Origin of the sequence: Rhodococcus sp. BH5 (assembly GCF_027583855.1) — a bacterium.
Lineage (GTDB): Bacteria > Actinomycetota > Actinomycetes > Mycobacteriales > Mycobacteriaceae > Rhodococcus_F > Rhodococcus_F qingshengii.
The window spans coordinates 44,726-63,224 of record NZ_JAJHVW010000001.1 but is presented as its reverse complement, the minus strand read 5'-3'; the positions used below and the strand labels follow the sequence as shown (position 1 = coordinate 63,224).

The following is an 18,499-nucleotide window of genomic DNA, read 5'->3' as shown; positions in this document are numbered from 1 at the left end:
GCTGGAGAATCGTGTACCAACTGCTGCTGAGCCTGATGTTCCGGGTCCCACCGGAACGCATCCACCACATTGCCTTCACCGCGATGAAACTGGTGACACGGTTCGCTCCCCTTCGCTGGCTGGTCGCAAAAGTCCTTGTCGTCGACGACCCGGTACTGCGGAGTCAGGCATTCGGTCTGACGTTCCCGGCACCTCTCGGCCTGGCCGCAGGATTCGACAAGGACGCCACCGGAGTCGACGCCTGGGGCCCGTTGGGATTCGGTTTCGCCGAGGTCGGAACAGTGACGGCCCAGGCTCAGCCCGGTAACCCCGCGCCGCGTCTCTTCCGTCTTCCGGCCGACCGCGCTCTGATCAACCGGATGGGCTTCAACAACCACGGCGCTGGTCACGCGGCGAATTTCCTGCGACAGCGCCGCGTCACGGTGCCGATCGGTGCCAACATCGGCAAGACCAAGATCGTCGAAGCCGCCGACGCCGCTGCCGACTACACCGCCAGCGCGCAGCTTCTGGGTCCGCTGGCCGACTTCATGGTCGTGAATGTCAGCTCGCCGAACACACCTGGACTCCGTGATCTGCAGGCCGTCGAATCACTGCGCCCGATCCTGCAGGCCGTGCTCGACACCGTCAGCGTGCCGGTACTGGTGAAGATCGCGCCCGACCTCTCGGACGAGGACGTCGACGCGGTCGCCGATCTGGCAATCGAACTCGGACTTGCCGGAATCGTCGCGACCAACACCACGATCCGTCGCGACGGTTTGAAGACCCCGGACGCCGAGGTAGCTGCACTCGGCGCAGGCGGGCTGTCCGGTGCACCGGTCGCCGAGCGCTCACTCGAAGTACTTCGGCGCCTGTACGCCCGAGTGGGCGACAAGATGACCATCATCTCGGTCGGCGGTATCGAGACGGCCGATCAGGCGTGGGAACGGATCCTCGCCGGCGCGACACTGGTGCAGGGATACACCGGCTTCATCTACGGCGGACCGTTCTGGGCTCGCAGCATCCACAAGGGGATAGCCAAGCGGGTCCGCGCAGCGGGTTTCTCGTCGATCGCCCAGGCTGTGGGAGCTGAGAACCCTCGCTAGAGAGTGCTGTGCGCCTTTATTAACCGCCCGCGGTTAATAAAGGCGCACAGCAAAGTGACTATTCGACCTCGAACGTCCCGGTCAGGGTTGCACGCGCAATCGCGTGATGGAACACGTTGAAACCGAGGAACGCCGGCGACGAATCAGGGGTGACTCCGTCGAGCGTCTCCACGTCGAGGGCATGCACCGCGACGATGTAGCGATGCGGACCGTGCCCGGGAGGCGGGCCTGCACCGATGAAACCGAACCCACCACCGTCGTGGCGGAGTGTGACGGTTCCGGCGGGCAGGACATCGCTGTCCGCCGCGCCGGCACCGGCCGGGAGCTCGGTGACGGAAGCGGGGATGTTCGCCACGGCCCAGTGCCAGAACCCCGACGCAGTCGGTGCGTCCGGATCGAACACCGTCACCACGAAGCTCTTCGTCTCGGCCGGAAAGCCGGACCACGAGAGCTGCGGTGAGATGTCTTCGCCACCGGGGACACCGAAGGCTCCACTGGCCTGAGCAAGCTTCAGCGGCTGGCCCGCAGTGATGTCGTCACTGGTCAGCTCGAAACTCGGCAACTTCGGCAATGGTTCGTACGGATCGTGCGCCATGCGAATCCTTTCTGTGACAAGAGAGCTCGATGTGCGTCGAGCTCACGGATCTATCTACGTGCTCGTCAGGAATTGAGCAGGAAATGTTCCAGAACACGTGTCCCGAACAGTAGTGCGTCCACCGGAACTCGCTCGTCGACGCCGTGGAACAGCGCGCTGAAATCCAGCTCGGGCGGCAACTGCAACGGCGCGAAGCCGAAGCAGCGAATGCCCAGTTTCGCGAATGCCTTCGCGTCGGTTCCGCCGGAGAGCATGTACGGAACTGTGCGAGCCTCCGGATCGTGGGCGAGGATCGCCTCGTTCATGGCGTCTACGAGGTGGCCGTCGAACGTTGTTTCGTACGAATCCAGCTTGGTGATCCACTCGCGGGTCACGTCGGGACCGATCAGTTGGTCCACCGTGCGCTCGAATTCGGCCTGCCGTCCCGGCAGCACGCGGCAGTCGAAGACCGCCTCGGCAGTCTGCGGAATGACGTTCGCCTTGTATCCGGCCTTGAGCATCGTCGGGTTCGCCGTGTCACGGAACGTCGCCCCGATGATGTTGGCGATCGTCCCCAACTTCGCGAGAGTCCCGTCGATGTCGGGTGATCCCGGATCGAAGTCCAATCCGGTCTCCTCGCCGACGGCGGTCAGGAACTCCGCGACCGAATCAGAGATCACGATCGGGAACTGGTGGGCAGCAAGCCTCGAGACCGCGCCGGCGAGTGTCGCGACCGCGTTGTCGTCGTGGAGGAAGGAGCCGTGCCCGGCGCGTCCCTTGGCAGTCAGACGCATCCAACCTAGGCCCTTTTCCGCAGTCTCCACGAGGTAGAGCCGGCGGTCGGTTCCGTCAGGCCGCGGAACCGTCAGCGAGAAACCGCCGACCTCACCCACGGCCTCGGTCACTCCCTCGAACAGATCCGGGCGGTGCTCGACCAGCCACTGGCATCCGTACTTTCCGCCAGCTTCCTCGTCCGCCACGAAGGCGAACACCAGATCACGCGGCGGTACGACGCCTTCCGCCTTGAACTGTCTGGCGAGGGCCAGGATCATCCCGACCATGTCCTTCATGTCCACGGCGCCGCGCCCCCAGACGTAACCGTCCTGGACGGTGCCGGCAAAGGGATGGACGCTCCAGTCGGCGGGCTCGGCCGGAACTACGTCGAGGTGACCGTGAAGCATCAACGCACCACGACCAGACTCGGCTCCCTTCAAACGAGCAAAGACATTTCCTCGGCCGGGTGCTCCGGACTCGACGTATTCCGTCTCGTAACCGACTTCTTGAAGCTGCGCGGCAACCCACTCCGCGCACGCACGCTCGCCTTTGGTGGTTTCGAGTTCTCCCGTGTTCGAGGTGTCGAAGCGGATGAGGGAACTGACCAGTTCGACTACTTCTGCTTCGGCTCTGCTCGGATTCGGATTATTCGGGGTTGTGGTCATTCCACTTTCCTACCATCGAATCAAACGACGCGGGCGACCGGAATGCCCCGCAACCTGGCGATTTGGGGCAGCTCACCTAATCGGATACTCTTTCCCAGCACCGAGAAATCGGGGCCGAGTCCGAGTGGCGGAATGGCAGACGCGCTAGCTTGAGGTGCTAGTGTCCTATTAACGGACGTGGGGGTTCAAGTCCCCCCTCGGACACTCGAATACAGCAGAAAGACCCCAGCCTGATCAGGTTGGGGTCTTTTTGCTGTGCGCCTTTATTAACCCCCGGCGGTTAATAAAGGCGCACAGCAGTGGGGCGATTTGGGACCTGGGGATGGCATCGGATACTCTTTCCCAGCACCGAGAAATCGGGGCCGAGTCCGAGTGGCGGAATGGCAGACGCGCTAGCTTGAGGTGCTAGTGTCCTATTAACGGACGTGGGGGTTCAAGTCCCCCCTCGGACACTCTGTGTTGAGACAGACAGGAAAAGCTCCGGTTCATCGAACCGGAGCTTTTCTCGTAATTGGCGAAGTTCCCGCACCAGGGAACAGTCCGCGCGAGCGGCGATCGAGATGGAACAGAAGTTCGAAGTGGATACAGACACCAAGAAGTCGGATGCACTGCAGGCAGATTCGCTGGAAACAGCCGATTCAGAATCTGCTCGAGCCGAACTCACCGGACTCGACCCCGCAGAACTCGAAATCTGCCTGAAGGTCCTTTCCGAAGCCGCCGAACTCGACGACGAGCATCCCGATTCGATCACCATGCAGCGCGCTGTCGGCCATCTGTTCAAGCGACTCAAGAAGAAGCGTCGCCTCGCCTCGCGCGCAGCCGTCAACGAAGCCGACCGCCAAGTGGTCGCTGCGACTGCCACCGGTTCACCCGATCGCATCGACGACGAGACCGCAGGCATTCCGATCAAGTCGAACACCGCGGGCGCTTCCGCCGGCACGCTCATCAAGGCGCGGCCGTGCTACATCTGCAAGCAGCGCTACACCGCAGTCGACGCCTTCTACCACCAACTGTGCCCCGATTGCGCTGCCACCAGCCGCAGCAAACGTGATGCCAGCACTGATCTCACCGGCCGACGCGCACTTCTGACCGGCGGCCGCGCGAAGATCGGCATGTACATCGCGTTGCGCCTGCTGCGTGACGGCGCACATCTGACCATCACGACGCGATTCCCCAACGACGCGATCCGCCGATTCAAAGCGATGGAAGACAGCAACGACTGGATTCACCGTCTGCGCATCGTCGGCATCGACCTCCGCGACCCCGCCCAGGTTGTTGCACTCGCGGATTCCGTTGCCGCACAGGGTCCACTCGACATCCTCATCAACAACGCCGCGCAAACCGTCCGACGCTCCCCCGGTGCCTACGGCGCTCTGGTCGACGCCGAGTCCAGTGCGCTTCCCGCCGGTGAACTCCCTGATGTCCTGACTTTCGGCAAGACGAGCGACGCCCACCCCGCGGCTCTGGCCGGATCGCTGTCGGACGTCGCAAGCATCACCTCCGGAAATCTGTCCGCCGACGCGGTCAGTTCACTCGCCCTCGTCGCCAAGTCGGCGTCACCCGATCGCATCGAGCAGGGCATCGCCATCGACGCGGGCGGGCTGCTGCCCGACCTCGCGCACACCAACAGCTGGGTTCAGACCGTCGAAGAGGTCGATCCAATCGAGCTTCTCGAAGTCCAGCTCTGCAACTCGGTCGCGCCCTTCATTCTCGTTTCGCGCTTGCGCCCGTCGATGGCCGCGGCCGCTGCACGACGCAAGTACGTCGTGAACGTTTCCGCCATGGAAGGCCAGTTCAGCCGCGCGTACAAGGGCCCTGGCCACCCGCACACCAACATGGCCAAGGCAGCACTGAACATGCTGACCCGCACCAGCTCCAAGGAAATGCTCGACGACGGCATCCTCATGACCGCCGTCGACACCGGCTGGATCACCGACGAACGCCCACACTTCACCAAGATGCGGTTGGCCGACGAAGGTTTTCACGCACCACTCGACCTCGTCGACGGAGCCGCCCGCGTCTACGACCCCATCGTTCAGGGTGAACTGGGCGTCGACCTGCACGGCTGCTTCCTCAAGGACTACAAACCCTCGCCGTGGTGATGGGCGGCACCGCCGCGGTGGTGACAGGCAGCACCTAGCCGCCCCGATGTGGCGATCTCGTCACCCCCAAACCCCCGTGTCGAGTAGCTCATTTCAGGTAGAGCACAGCATTGCAGGCGATAATGGAGTGCGTACCTGCTCACCGACTCGGAGGAACCATGACGATCGCCGTCGTACACAAGGACAGCCCGGAAGGCCGCGCCGCAATCGTGGCCGCCGCACGGGAATCCGTGGGTCGAAGCGAGGAACTGCTGGTTCTGCACGTCCTGGACGACGTCAACATCGGAGGCACGGTCAACCTCGGAGACACCGAGGACGATCGGGCCGCTCTTCGCGGCGAGATCCAGTCAGCGCTCGACGCCGGTGGATTCTCGGAGACGAAGTGGGATCTGCGCACCACCGAGCACGACGGCGATCCGGTTACCGCGCTCGTCGACCTGGTCCACGACGCGGGTGTCGATCTCCTGATCGTCGGAACACGCCGGATGTCCCCCATCGGCAAGTTCCTCCTCGAACGCCCGCTGCAGCGTCTCCTACTCGAAGTGGAGGCTCCGATCCTCGTCGTCAAGGAACCCCTCCCCGCCGAGTGACCTCGGTCACATCACTTTCGGGTGCTCGTTTGTAGGCTGGCTCCATGACTGGAACCTCGCCCGCCCGAGAACTCGACATCATCGTCTACGGAGCGAGCGGCTTCGTCGGTAAGCTACTCGCCGACTACCTCGTCAAACATGCTCCCGAAGGCACGAAGATCGGCCTCGGTGGCCGCTCCCTCGAAAAGTTGGCAGCCACTCGCGCCGATCTGGGTACTGCCGCTGCCGATCTCCCCTTGATCATCGCCGACGCCGACGACGCAACCGCACTGAAGGCACTCGCCCAGCGAACCCGGGTCGTCGCCACCACGGTCGGCCCGTATGCCAAGTACGGCCACGCCCTTGTTCACGAATGCGCCTCCGCCGGAACTCATTACGTCGACCTGACCGGTGAGGTGCTGTTCCACCGCGAGAGCATCGACGACAACCATGAGCTGGCGGTCTCGACCGGTGCCAAGATCGTCCATTCCTGCGGATTCGATTCCATCCCTTCCGATCTCGGAGTTCACGTCCTGCACGAGAAGGTCGCCGCCGACGGCGCCGGCGAGCTCACCGACACCACCCTGGTGGTCACGGCCCTGCGCGGCGGCGTGAGCGGTGGCACCATCGATTCGCTTCGCAACCAAATCGACGTGTCGAAAGACGATGCGCGCCTGCGGAAACTTGCTGCCTCGCCGTACTCGCTGAGCCCCGATCGTGATCGGGAGCCCGAACTCGGACGCCAGAGCGACGTGAGCGTAATCGACGGCAAGAAGATCGATCCGTCGTTGAAGGGGTGGAAAGCGCCGTTCGTGATGGCGTCGTACAACACACGAGTCGTCCGTCGCAGCAATGCGCTCCGAGAGTGGGCGTACGGCAAGAAGTTCAAGTACAGCGAGGTGATGAGCGTCGGCTCATCGGTGGTGTCACCGGTGATTGCGGGCGGCGTGGCGGTCGGCCTCGGCGCGCTGGTCGCCGGACTCGCTCTACCTCCGACACGTTTCCTTCTCGACAAGGTCTTGCCGGCTCCCGGTGAAGGTCCGAGCGAGAGCACCCAGAAGAAGGGCCACTTCACGCTCGACGTGTTCACCACGACCACGACCGGCGCCCGATACACATCACGAGTGAAGGCGAAGGGCGACCCGGGATACAGCGCGACGGCGGTAATGCTCGGCGAATCTGCGTTGTCGTTGGCGAAGGACCAAAAGGCTCTTCCCCCGGCCACCGGCGTTTTGACTCCAGCGACAGCGCTCGGCGACGTCCTGGTCGAGCGTCTACGCGCGGCTGGTTTCGAGATTTCCGCGCGCAAACTCTAGACAGAACGAATTTCACTTGATCGTTTCAGCTCTTCGCGCCCGATTATCGCAGCTCAGGGCGCGGACAGCGGTGGGAATACTCCCAGGTAACATTGATGTTGGTTCATGGCATCCATATGTGATGCTCCGCTTTCGGAAAAGTGAGGCTATTCATGACTGAGCGCGTTCAGGTCGGCAGTCTTCAGGTTGCCAAGGTTCTCTACGACTTCGTGGTCGAGGAGGCTCTTCCCGGCACCGGTGTAGACGCCGAAACGTTCTGGGCCGGCGCCGACAAGGTCATCACCGAGCTCGCACCGAAGAACCGCGACTTGCTTGCCAAGCGTGACGATCTGCAGGCTCAGATCGATCAGTGGCATCGCGATCACGCCGGCGCTCCCATCGACGCCGCCGCGTACAAGGCGTTCCTGCAGGAAATCGGCTACCTCCTGCCGACGCCTGCCGAGTTCTCGGTCACCACCGCGAACGTCGACACCGAGATCACCTCGACGGCCGGCCCGCAGTTGGTCGTGCCGATCCTCAACGCGCGCTTCGCACTCAACGCGTCCAACGCCCGCTGGGGTTCGTTGTACGACGCGCTGTACGGCACCAACGCCATCTCCGAGGAGAACGGCGCCGAGAAGGGTTCCGGCTACAACAAGGTCCGCGGCGACAAAGTCATCGCCTGGGCGCGTGAATTCCTCGATGCGGCAGCACCTCTCGCGTCGGGATCGCATGCAGATTCAACCAAGTACGTTGTCGACGGCAGTGAACTGAAGATCACGTTGGCAGACGGTACTGTCACCACGCTCGCCCAGCCGGAGAAGTTCGTCGGCTACCTCGGCGAGAAGGACGCACCGACGAGCATCCTGCTGCTCAACAACGGATTGCACGCCGAGATCCAGATCGACGCCTCGTCCCCGATCGGCAGCACCGACGCCGCCGGCGTCAAGGACGTCGTTCTCGAATCCGCCGTCACCACGATCATGGACTTCGAGGACTCGGTCGCCGCTGTCGACGCCGACGACAAGGTTGTCGGCTACCGAAACTGGTTGGGTCTCAACCGCGGTGACCTGTCCGAGGAGATCAAGAAGGGCGCCAAGTCCTTCACCCGCACGCTCAACGGCGACCGTAAGTACACCGCAGTCGACGGCAGCGAACTCAGCCTGCACGGTCGTTCGCTCCTGTTCGTCCGCAACGTCGGTCACCTCATGACCAACCCCGCGATCCTCGACGCCGACGGCAACGAGGTCCCCGAGGGCATCCTCGACGCCTTGATCACCAGTGCCTGTGCAGTGCACGGCCTCTCGATCAGTGACGCCAACGGACCGCTCGACAACAGCCGCACCGGCTCGATCTACATCGTCAAGCCCAAGCAGCACGGTCCCGAGGAAGTTGCCTTCACCACCGAACTGTTCGGCCGTGTCGAGCAGGTCCTCGGGCTTCCGGAGAACACGCTCAAGGTCGGCATCATGGACGAGGAGCGTCGTACGACGGTCAACCTCGCCGCCTGCATCAAGGAAGCCGTCGACCGCGTCGTGTTCATCAACACCGGCTTCCTCGACCGCACCGGCGACGAGATCCACACCTCCATGGAAGCCGGCGCGATGGTGCGCAAGGCCGAGATGAAGAAGCAGAAGTGGATCGGTGCGTACGAGGACTGGAACGTCGACACCGGACTGGCCTGCGGCCTGCAGGGCAAGGCGCAGATCGGCAAGGGCATGTGGGCCATGACCGAGCTGATGGCAGACATGCTCGAGCAGAAGATCGGTCACCCCAAGGCCGGCGCCAACACCGCATGGGTACCTTCGCCGACCGGCGCAACGCTGCACGCGACGCACTACCACCGCGTCGACGTATTCGCAGTTCAGGACAGCCTGAAGGGCAAGCCTCGCGCGAGCGTCGACGACATCCTGACCATCCCGCTCGCTCCCAGCACCGACTGGACGGACGCGGAGAAGAAGGAAGAGCTCGACAACAACTGCCAGTCCATCCTCGGCTACGTGGTCCGTTGGATCGACGCGGGCGTCGGCTGCTCCAAGGTTCCCGACATCCACGATGTCGCGCTCATGGAGGATCGCGCCACGCTGCGCATCTCGAGCCAGCTGCTCGCCAACTGGCTGCGTCACGGCATCGTCAGCGAGAGCGACGTTGTCAGTGCACTCGAGCGCATGGCCCCGGTTGTCGACCGTCAGAACGAGGGCGACGCCGAGTACCGCAACATGGCACCTGATTTCGATTCCAACATCGCGTTCCAGGCTGCCAAGGAACTCATCCTCGAAGGCGCGAAGCAGCCCAGCGGATACACGGAGCCGATCCTGCATCGCCGCCGCCGCGAGTACAAGGCCGCCAACGCCTGATTTCACCTTCTTCGAACTCGAAGCTGAACCCGAACAGCCTCGGCACCGCTCCCGGTGTCGAGGCTGTTCGCGTAGGCCCCGAAGTTTCGTCACTAGACTGGCCGAGGACACAGTCCGTTCAACAGACATTCTTCGAGTGACCAAGGTAGGGCAAGGTACGTGGGCGAACATCGCGGCGGGTCAGGCGCCAGAGGTATCAGTAAGGGGCCGATTCTCGTCGTCGTGCTGATCGTCTTGATCGTGGCAGGCTTCTTCGGATGGAAGGCCCTCAGCAACCGGATCGACGATCAGGGACAGCAGGCAGCCGGTACGTGCGTCGAGGGCAACAAGACACTCGACGTCACCGCGGATCCGTCCATAGCCCCACAGGTCGAGGAACTGGCGAAGCGGTACACCCAGACCTCGCCGGTGGTGCGTGATCACTGCATCGCCGTCGTGGTGCACGGTGCGCCGTCCGCGTCGGTCTCGACGGCACTCGAAGCCGGTCCGGCGGCCCCCTGGGACGACGCAGCATTGGGACCGCGTCCCTCCCTGTGGATCCCGACGAGTTCGTTCGAACTCGCGCCACTGTCGGGCAAGGCCGTGATCAACGGTGATCCTCGCTCGCTCGCGAGTTCCCCGATCGTTCTGGCAGCCGGTCCCGAGACCGCGGCAGCATTGGCCGGCGCAGCATCGAGTTGGAAGTCTTTGCCTTCCGATCTGACGGTCGCCCTGCCGGTCGGAAGTACCGAAACCTCGATGGCTGCACAGGCGATCGCTGCCGACGTCGCCGATGCGGGTGCCGGCCCGGTCACGACGGATCAGGCGAAGTCCGCTCAGGTCAACGCTGCGCTCAGTGCACGGGCGTTGCAGTTCCAATCCTTGCCGACTCCCCCCTCGTCCACCGCCGAAGCCCTCGGAGCACTGAGCGCCGGAACACCGGATTCGGTGAAAGCCGTTCCGGCCACGGAACAGTCGATAGCGCAGAGCGCGAACGCGGCGATGACGACGTACTCCCCCGCCGGCGCAACGCCAGTCGCGGACTATCCGGCGGTCATCGTCTCGGGCAGCGGGATCGACGAAACCGCGTCGCGCGCAGCGGCACAGTTTGCCGATTTCATGCGTGAGCCGAATCAGTCACAGTTGTTCGTCGGCGCCGGTTTCCGGGTCGAGGGCCAAGACCTTCCCGATCTCGGGGCGGTGTCCCCGGCCAAGATCTCGTCCACGTTGAAACCGGCTTCGGCGGAGACCGCAGCGGCGCTCGGTGACATAGTCGCCAACCCGGTCTCGCCGCGTAGTGCCACCATCCTGATGGACACGTCGGCGTCGATGGGTACCGACGACGGTGGCACTACCCGCTTGGCGAACGTTGCCTCGGCGGTGAATACCCAATTGGGTCGCAGCCCTGACGCTTCGGACATCGGCCTTCGCGAGTTCAGCACGGGCACCGACGGAAAACCGTCCGAGCGCATCCTGGTTCCGGGCGGTTCACTGTCCGAGCCGAATCGGCGTGCCACGATCACCGATTTCCTCAACGGGCTTCGGGCCGGCGGAAAGACCTCCAAATACCCGGCGCTTGCCAGCTCCTACAAAGCCGCCGTGGACGGTTTCGACGCGGGGCGAGTCAACTCGGTGCTGCTGATCACCTCGAGTACGCCTGACGAATCCACCACGACGCGAGCCGAACTGCTCAGCGCGATCGCCGCTGCGGGCAATCCGTCGCGTCCGGTACAGGTCGACGTGATCGTCGTCGGTGCGGGCGACGACGTCTCCACACTCCAAGACGTCTCGGATCGGACGGGCGGCACATTGGTTCGGGTCGATTCGACGTCCGACCCCGCTCTCGCGGCCGCAGTGACCAAGATGCTGTCCTGATGGGGCGCGTCGCGGTTTTTGCAGTCCTTCTCGCCCTTCTGACCTGGTTCCTGCATCGCCGACTCGTTCGCGCCACCGGCATCCCGAGGCGATGGGCTCGTCTCGCCGACACTGCGCTTGTCGTCTTGGCGGTCTCGACGCTCATCGGGGTCGGCAGCGGCGAAGTCTTCTCGACGTCCTGGGCGCGACCGATCGGATTTGTCGGATGGGTCTGGCTGGCTTCGTGGCTGTATCTGATTCCCGGACTGCTCGTGATCGGCCTGTTCGCCGGGATCGGTCGACTACGTGCACGCCACACGGATACCACGACCGAAGTCGACCCAGCCAAGCGTCGTACGTTGCAGTTGGCTACGGCAGCAGTCTCTCTCGCGGCGATCGGCACCGCCGGCTACGGCGTCTACGAGGCGTCGGGCCCCAAGATTTCTCGCGTCCGGGTGCCGCTCGCTCGTCTACCTGAGGGCTTCAACGGATACCGGATCGCCTTGATCACCGACCTGCACGTGGGACCGGCCCGCGGGGTCGACTTCACCCGCAAGGTGGTCGATATCGTGAACTCGCAGAATGTCGATCTGATCGCGATCGGCGGCGACCTCGTGGACGGAACCGTCGCGAAAGTTGCTCCCGATCTTGCTCCGCTCGCCGATCTTCGGGCGCCCGACGGAATCTTCGGAGTCAGCGGAAACCACGAGTTCTACGCCGACGACGGCGGCAAATGGCTCGACGTGTGGGAGACATTGGGGATCACCACACTTCGCAACAGCCGCACCTCGATCCAGCATGGCGGCGATACCATCGACATCGTGGGCATCCACGACTACACGTCGCCGGCCCCGTACGAGCCGAACCTGACTGCCGCGCTCGCAGGTCGCGATCCGAATACTTTCGCCTTGCTTCTCGCGCACGAACCGCGTCAAGCGATCGAGGCATCCGAGATGGGTATCGATCTGCAACTGTCCGGGCACACTCACGGCGGTCAGATGTGGCCGCTGCGGTATCTCGTTCCGCTGCAGCAGCCTTCGGTGCAAGGCTTGGACAGGGTCGGAAACACAGTGCTGTACACGACGCGTGGCGCCGGGGCTTGGGGTCCGCCGGTACGCGTCGGCGCCCCGCCGGAGATCACCGTTCTCGAACTCGTACACGAGAGGTGATGATCTCCGGCGGGCACACGCCTTAGTTGCCTGCGAACGCTTCGATCGGCGGGCAGGAGCAGACCAGGTTGCGGTCGCCATGTGCACCGTCGATACGACGCACGGACGGCCACACCTTCGGGCGAGCCTTGCCACGCGGGAAGACGGCGATCTCACGCGAGTACGGGTGATCCCACTGCGCTGCAATGCTTCCCGCAGTGTGGGGAGCACCGCGTAGCGGGTTGTCCTCCACCGTCCACTCGCCCGCTCCGACGCGATCGATTTCGCCGCGAATGGCGATCATCGCCTCGCAGAACTCGTCGATCTCTTCGAGGTTCTCGCTCTCGGTGGGCTCGACCATCAGTGTGCCGACCACGGGGAAGCTCATGGTCGGAGCATGGAAACCGTAGTCGGCCAGACGCTTTGCCACGTCGTCGACGGTGACGCCGGTGTCCTTGGTCAACCCACGGAGGTCGAGGATGCACTCGTGCGCGACCATGCCGTTCTCGCCGGTGTAGAGAACCGGGAAGTACTCGTCGAGTCGACGCGCGATGTAGTTGGCCGACGCGATGGCGGTCAGGCTGGCGCGGCGCAGGCCCGCAGCACCCATCATCCGGATGTAGGTCCAGGTGATGGGCAGAATGGACGCACTGCCGTACGGCGCTGCCGAGATCGTTCCTCTACCACCGAGTTCGGGGGCCATCGGGTGTCCGGGTAAAAACGGCGTCAAGTGTGAGCGCACACCGATCGGGCCGACGCCGGGTCCGCCGCCGCCGTGCGGGATGCAGAAGGTCTTGTGCAGATTCAGGTGGCTGACGTCGCCGCCGAATCGGCCCGGACGGGCAAGGCCGACAAGCGCATTGAGGTTGGCGCCGTCGACGTACACCTGGCCACCGGCGTCGTGTACCGCTGCACAGATGTCGGAGATCTCGTGCTCGTAGACACCGTGTGTTGAAGGGTAGGTGATCATGATCGCGGCGAGACGCTCGGCGTGATCGGCGATCTTCGCGCGCAGATCGTCGACGTCGACGTCACCGTTGGGACGGCAGGCGACAACCTCGACGCGCATCCCGGCCATGACGGCAGAAGCCGCGTTGGTGCCGTGAGCACTCGACGGAATGAGGCAGGTGTCGCGGTGGTCGTCGCCCCGGCTGAGGTGGTAGTTGCGGATCGCGAGCAGGCCCGCGTATTCCCCCTGGCTGCCGGCGTTGGGTTGCAGGCTGACGTTGTCGTAGCCGGTGACCGCGACCAGCCAGTCTTCGAGATCCTTGATGATCTTCAGCAGACCGGGCGCATCCGATGTCGGCGCGAACGGATGGATCGCGTTGAACGCGGGCCAGGTGATGGATTCCATCTCGGCGGTCGCATTGAGCTTCATGGTGCACGAACCCAGCGGGATCATGCTGCGATCGAGGGCGATGTCCTTGTCGGACAGCGCGCGCAGGTAGCGAAGCATTGCCGTTTCCGTACGGTAACGGGTGAAGGCTTCGTGCTGCAGGTAGTCGGAGGTGCGCTCCTGAGCAGCCGGAACCGAATTGCCCTCGGCTTCGATGGCGACAACAGCATCCTCGATCCCGAACGCGTCGAGCACGGCAAGGACGTGGTCGGCGGTCGTGGCCTCGTCGCAGGAGATACCGACATGATCGGCATCGACCAGACGCAGGTTGATCCCGGATTCCTTGGCCGCAGCGACGACGTCGGCCGCCTTGCCCGGAACCTGAGCGAGCACGGTGTCGAAGAACGAATCGTGGACGACGGTCACGCCGCCTTCGCGCAGGCCGTTTGCCAACGCGTGTGCGCGGGCAGCGACGCGCAACGCAATCGCCTTGAGTCCCTCGGCGCCGTGGTAGCTCGCGTACATCGCAGCGAGGATGGCGAGGAGCACCTGAGCGGTACAGATGTTGGACGTCGCCTTCTCGCGGCGAATGTGCTGCTCACGTGTCTGCAGCGCCAGGCGGTACGCCTTGTCTCCGTCTGCGTCGATGGAGACGCCGACCAAGCGGCCGGGCAGCTGACGCGCATGCTTGGAGTGCACGGCCAGGTAACCGGCGTGCGGTCCGCCGTATCCCATGGGAACACCGAAACGCTGGGTGGTTCCGAAGCACGCATCCGCGCCGAGCTCACCGGGTGAGGTGATGAGCGTCATCGCGAGGAGGTCGGCGCCGACGGCAACCAGTGCGCCGCGCTCGTGAGCTTCCGCGATGATCGAGGTGTAATCGACGACTCGTCCCGAGGCACCTGGGATCTGGGCGATGACGCCGAAGAAGTCACCTTCCGGAAGACCAGCGGTGAGGTCCGCGGAGACGATCTCGATGCCGAGCGGCTCGGCGCGAGTCTCGATGACGGCGAGGGTCTGCGGGTAGAGATCGGCGTCGACGACAAATCGTGGGGACTTGCTGCGGTTCGCGCGGCGCAGGAGCGTCATGGCTTCGGCAGCGGCGGTGGCCTCGTCGAGCATCGACGAGTTTGCCAGTTCCATGCCGGAGAGATCGGCGACCATGGTCTGGAAGTTGAGGAGGGCTTCGAGACGGCCCTGGCTGATCTCCGGCTGATACGGGGTGTACGCGGTGTACCAGGCCGGGTTCTCGATGATGTTGCGCAACAACACCGGCGGCGTCAACGTGTCGAAGTAGCCGAGGCCGATCATCGACGTCGCGACGGTGTTCTGGGCTGCGAGTGCAGTCAGTTCGGCAAGTGCCTCGTGCTCTCCGACCGGAAGCGGCAGAGCGTCGAGTCCGGCAGCGATGCCGTTCGGGGCAGCGTCGAGGATGACGGAGGGAACGGCCTTGGTTGCCAGTTCGTCGAGTGAATCGACCCCGACGAGTTCGAGGATGCGCGCGAGTTCCGCGGCGTTCGGACCGACATGGCGGTCGGCAAATATACGGCTTGCAGCGTCGATCACGACAACTCCCAGACAGATCGGAGGATCAGGACACACACCGAACTGCGGTGTGTTCCTCCCCCTCTGTCGCATGCTCGATTCCCGAGCGCCTGAGAGATTCGGTAGTGATCCGCCGAAGGCGGAAGCCACAGCCTTTCCCCGTCGGCGGGTGGGTTGTCCCACCGCTTTCCAGAGGCGTCGGAGCCCGTACGGTCCTTGGTGCCTGAGAGATTGACGGGGAGGTATTGCTCCTTCGGCGCCCTGATCCCGCTCACGACTGACCTTTGAGACAAAGACTGAAACAAAGACAAGTTCGGTGAATCGGTATCCGAGGCTCTCCCGTACGCCGGCGACGCAGGCTCAGTCTAGTTGACCGAAACGCCTACCTGCACCGTGGCATCCTCCAAAGAGATGTGACGTACGTTATCCGGTTTTGCGGCTGGCGCGATTCTTGCGTCGCGAAGCCAACTCGTCTTCCGGGTTGGGATCACTTTCGCCGCCGTCGGCCCGCTCGGCGGGGAAGTCGGCGATCGTTCCGGTGAGTTCACGCATCGCGCCACTGACTGCGATGCCGAATACGCCCTGCCCACCCTGGAGGAGGTCGACGACCTCTTCGGGGGACGTGCATTCGTACACGGTGGTGCCGTCGGAGAACAGAGTGATGTTGGCAAGATCGCGGACGCCACGCTTACGGAGGTGATCGACGGCAACGCGGATGTTCTGCAGTGAGATGCCGGTATCGAGCAGACGCTTCACGATCTTCAGAACGAGAATGTCCTTGAAGGAGTACAGACGTTGGCTTCCGGATCCGGCAGCGCCACGGATCGACGGAACAACCAACGACGTCCGTGCCCAGTAGTCGAGTTGGCGGTACGTGATCCCGGCGATCTGGCACGCACTGGGTACTCGATATCCGACGAGGTCGTCGGGGATGGAATCGTCCGGGAACAAGCCCGGCTGCAGCTCTTCGGAAGACATTTCTGCAGTCGCGGCACTACCGGCTATGCCCGTCCCGCGCTCATTCGACTGTTCTTCCACTGCCGTCTCCCTCTCGCTTCGCCATCATGTAACCAACCTGTGCTATCAGCAGTCACGAGAATCCCGTGCCGACCGAACTTTCAGATGTGAATCCAAGGCAGGTAATTCCATGAGTGGACTTACCCAGAGTACGCCTCGATCGACAAGGCGAGAAGATCTCCACCGCACGCAACGGTAAGTCCAGGAGGGTGCATGGTCAACGCAACACGCCGACCGAAACTCAACCTCTACTTGAGAGTTGAAGACTAAAGTCCGCAACCAGTCAATTCAGGCTAACCATCAGTGGCTTTGAAATCGTCCGGCGAGATGGTGTCGAGGAATTCCTTGAACTTCTCGACCTCGTCTTCGCGCTCGTCGGGAATGACCAGACCGGCCTCGGCGAGAACAGCCTCCGACGCGAAGATCGGAACGCCGATGCGCAGGGCCAATGCAATCGAGTCCGACGGACGTGCCGAGACAGTGGTCTGCTCGTCGAAGACGAGATCCGCGTAGAAAGTGCCCTCTTGCAGGTCCACGATCCGAACTTCCTTGAGGCTCCGACCGAAAGATTCGATCAAGATCTTGATCAGGTCGTGAGTCAGCGGCCGCGCCGGCTCGACTCCCTGTTGTTCGAGAACAATCGCGGTAGCTTCGGTTTGCCCGATCCAGATCGGCAGGTACCGATCGCCGTCGGACTCTCGCAGCAACAGGACCGGCTGATTCTGAGGCTGCTCGACACGAACTCCGATCACACGCATTTCGCCCATCGAGCTTGCCTCCAACCTGACGTGATCCAGCCGACCGACTCCGATGCGGTCGTACTGAAATTCTATTCGAGTGTGCCCCGCTGATCGAGGAACTCAGCGATCGAGACTTCCCCGAACTGCCGATTTGACCAGACACGTGTGCAAAGTCAGTGACAGAGCGGCCAGCTCCCGCACCATTTCCTCGGCACGATCACGTGCTCCGGCGTCACGACCCTTGGCAACCGGTCCGGCGATCTGAGTCACCAGTCCCGCTTCGCGATCAGCAGCCAACTTGAACGCGCGCAGATGGCGAACCTCCAAGCCGTACTCGGACATCGCCTTAGCGGTGCGCGCCAACGTCACGGCATCCTCGTCGAAGAAGCCCGCCGCGCCGGGAACGACCAAACCGGTGCGGATCAGATCGGTCAGAAACCGATCGTCGATGTCGGCGCGCGCGAGAAGATCCTGACGACCGACTCGAACTTCGCGATCGACCCGGAACGCCTCGGGTGAGACATCGCCCGTAGCGATCGACAGGACGCGAGCACGACGAGGCGCAGGAACTTCTGCACTCACCGTCGCTGCGCCACTGTCGATCGCTTCGAGTTGTTCTTTGATCACTTTGAGCGGCAGGTACTGATCGCGTTGAGCGGTCAGCACGAAGCGAAGACGCTCGCAGTCCTCGACAGAGAATCTGCGGTATCCCGACGGTGTCCGTTGCGGGCTGATCAAGCCCTCGGACTCGAGGAAACGGATCTTCGAAATCGTCACGTCGGGAAAATCTGGACGCAACCGATCCAGCACGGAACCAATCGACATTCCGGGCTGGCTCTGCTGCCGCACTGCCGTCATTAGCTACCCGCACCTGCTGACGACTCGCCGACCTGCGAACCGCCGGCACGAGGGCCGGTGAGGAACACCAGACGGAACTTGCCGATCTGAACCTCGTCACCATTCGCGAGAACTGCCGAATCGACAGGCTCACGGTTGACGTAGGTGCCGTTGAGGCTTCCGACGTCGACGACGTGGAAATCTGCATCTTCCTGACGGAACTCGGCGTGACGACGGCTGACGGTCACGTCGTCCAGGAAGATGTCGCTGTCCGGGTGCCGACCTGCCGACGTCGTCGGCTGATCGAGCAAGAAGCGGGATCCTGCATTCGGTCCCCGCTTGACCACCAGAAGTGCGGCTCCGGCGGGAAGGCCTTCCACGCCCGAAACCGGCTGCTCGGCGGCCGGTGCTGCAGAGGAGGTGTTGTCGAGCTCATTGAGGAAGTCCGCGCGGAAAACCGAAGTGGTCTCCGCCGGCGACTCCCCATAGCCCGCGTCGTTACCGTTCTCGCTCACTGTTTCTCCTCCTGGGTCAATCATCCAGATCATGAATCACTGGACTACGCAGTGCACTTTCTTCACGAGCATCTTTCACAGTCACGTTCGATACGGCCCTGCGCCCCGAC

At 63.3% G+C, this 18,499-nt stretch carries 14 protein-coding genes, 2 tRNA genes and 1 riboswitch; of the genes, 9 read left to right on the top strand and 7 right to left on the bottom strand.

From position 1 onward, the window contains the following. Positions 1-11: 11 nt before the first annotated feature. Positions 12-1,082: a quinone-dependent dihydroorotate dehydrogenase gene (locus RhoBH5_RS00310; protein WP_003946149.1), complete on the top strand. Its 1,071-nt coding sequence runs from the start codon at positions 12-14 to the stop codon at positions 1,080-1,082. A gap of 58 nt (positions 1,083-1,140) precedes the next feature. On the opposite strand, the gene RhoBH5_RS00305 is transcribed toward RhoBH5_RS00310, so the two are convergent. Both RhoBH5_RS00305 and RhoBH5_RS00300 read right to left on the bottom strand, forming a co-directional pair. Then, positions 1,141-1,677, bottom strand: a complete 537-nt coding sequence (locus tag RhoBH5_RS00305) for a YbhB/YbcL family Raf kinase inhibitor-like protein (protein WP_007733394.1) — start codon at positions 1,675-1,677, stop codon at positions 1,141-1,143. Between the two features lie 65 nt (positions 1,678-1,742). Further along, entirely contained in the window at positions 1,743-3,095 is a 1,353-nt protein-coding gene (locus RhoBH5_RS00300) for a M20/M25/M40 family metallo-hydrolase (RefSeq protein WP_003946170.1), read from the bottom strand. Positions 3,096-3,213: 118 nt separating this feature from the next. Here RhoBH5_RS00300 and RhoBH5_RS00295 point away from each other — a divergent pair. The 8 genes from RhoBH5_RS00295 to RhoBH5_RS00260 all read left to right on the top strand — a co-directional run bounded on the left by RhoBH5_RS00295 (position 3,214) and on the right by RhoBH5_RS00260 (position 12,420). Beyond that, positions 3,214-3,299: transfer RNA gene (locus RhoBH5_RS00295), tRNA-Leu, on the top strand. A 162-nt stretch (positions 3,300-3,461) separates the two neighbouring features. After that, positions 3,462-3,547, top strand: a tRNA-Leu gene (locus tag RhoBH5_RS00290). A 108-nt stretch (positions 3,548-3,655) separates the two neighbouring features. Beyond that, positions 3,656-5,197 (top strand): SDR family NAD(P)-dependent oxidoreductase, encoded by a 1,542-nt coding sequence (locus RhoBH5_RS00285; protein ID WP_231917352.1) that lies wholly within the window; start codon positions 3,656-3,658, stop codon positions 5,195-5,197. A 158-nt stretch (positions 5,198-5,355) separates the two neighbouring features. Next, a complete protein-coding gene (locus RhoBH5_RS00280; RefSeq protein ID WP_003946198.1) occupies positions 5,356-5,787 on the top strand; it encodes a universal stress protein in 432 nt (143 codons plus the stop codon). A gap of 44 nt (positions 5,788-5,831) precedes the next feature. Then, positions 5,832-7,082, top strand: coding sequence for a saccharopine dehydrogenase family protein (locus RhoBH5_RS00275; protein ID WP_042451005.1), 1,251 nt, complete (start codon positions 5,832-5,834; stop codon positions 7,080-7,082). A 152-nt stretch (positions 7,083-7,234) separates the two neighbouring features. Next, positions 7,235-9,418 carry a malate synthase G gene (locus RhoBH5_RS00270; protein WP_064074336.1) on the top strand — a complete coding sequence of 728 codons (2,184 nt, stop codon included), beginning with the start codon at positions 7,235-7,237 and terminating at the stop codon, positions 9,416-9,418. 159 nt (positions 9,419-9,577) lie between these two features. Beyond that, positions 9,578-11,272: a VWA domain-containing protein gene (locus tag RhoBH5_RS00265; protein ID WP_007732001.1), complete on the top strand. Its 1,695-nt coding sequence runs from the start codon at positions 9,578-9,580 to the stop codon at positions 11,270-11,272. After that, positions 11,272-12,420 carry a metallophosphoesterase gene (locus RhoBH5_RS00260; protein ID WP_270007840.1) on the top strand — a complete coding sequence of 383 codons (1,149 nt, stop codon included), beginning with the start codon at positions 11,272-11,274 and terminating at the stop codon, positions 12,418-12,420. The genes RhoBH5_RS00265 and RhoBH5_RS00260 overlap by 1 nt, the downstream gene beginning before the upstream one ends. A 22-nt stretch (positions 12,421-12,442) precedes the next feature. On the opposite strand, the gene gcvP is transcribed toward RhoBH5_RS00260, so the two are convergent. The 5 genes from gcvP to garA all read right to left on the bottom strand — a co-directional run bounded on the left by gcvP (position 12,443) and on the right by garA (position 18,389). Beyond that, complete coding sequence (gene gcvP, locus RhoBH5_RS00255; RefSeq protein WP_218694999.1) at positions 12,443-15,301, bottom strand: aminomethyl-transferring glycine dehydrogenase; 2,859 nt, start codon at positions 15,299-15,301, stop codon at positions 12,443-12,445. A gap of 53 nt (positions 15,302-15,354) precedes the next feature. Beyond that, a riboswitch (glycine riboswitch) is annotated at positions 15,355-15,483 on the bottom strand. A 220-nt stretch (positions 15,484-15,703) separates the two neighbouring features. Further along, on the bottom strand, positions 15,704-16,258 hold the full coding sequence (locus tag RhoBH5_RS00250) for a MerR family transcriptional regulator (protein WP_021344354.1): 555 nt from the start codon (positions 16,256-16,258) through the stop codon (positions 15,704-15,706). A gap of 332 nt (positions 16,259-16,590) precedes the next feature. Next, on the bottom strand, positions 16,591-17,064 hold the full coding sequence (locus RhoBH5_RS00245; protein ID WP_003946194.1) for a bifunctional nuclease family protein: 474 nt from the start codon (positions 17,062-17,064) through the stop codon (positions 16,591-16,593). Positions 17,065-17,157: 93 nt separating this feature from the next. Then, entirely contained in the window at positions 17,158-17,895 is a 738-nt protein-coding gene (gene ftsR, locus RhoBH5_RS00240; protein WP_003946161.1) for a transcriptional regulator FtsR, read from the bottom strand. Continuing rightward, a complete protein-coding gene (gene garA, locus RhoBH5_RS00235) occupies positions 17,895-18,389 on the bottom strand; it encodes a glycogen accumulation regulator GarA (RefSeq protein ID WP_003946166.1) in 495 nt (164 codons plus the stop codon). The genes ftsR and garA overlap by 1 nt, the downstream gene beginning before the upstream one ends. Positions 18,390-18,499: the final 110 nt, after the last annotated feature.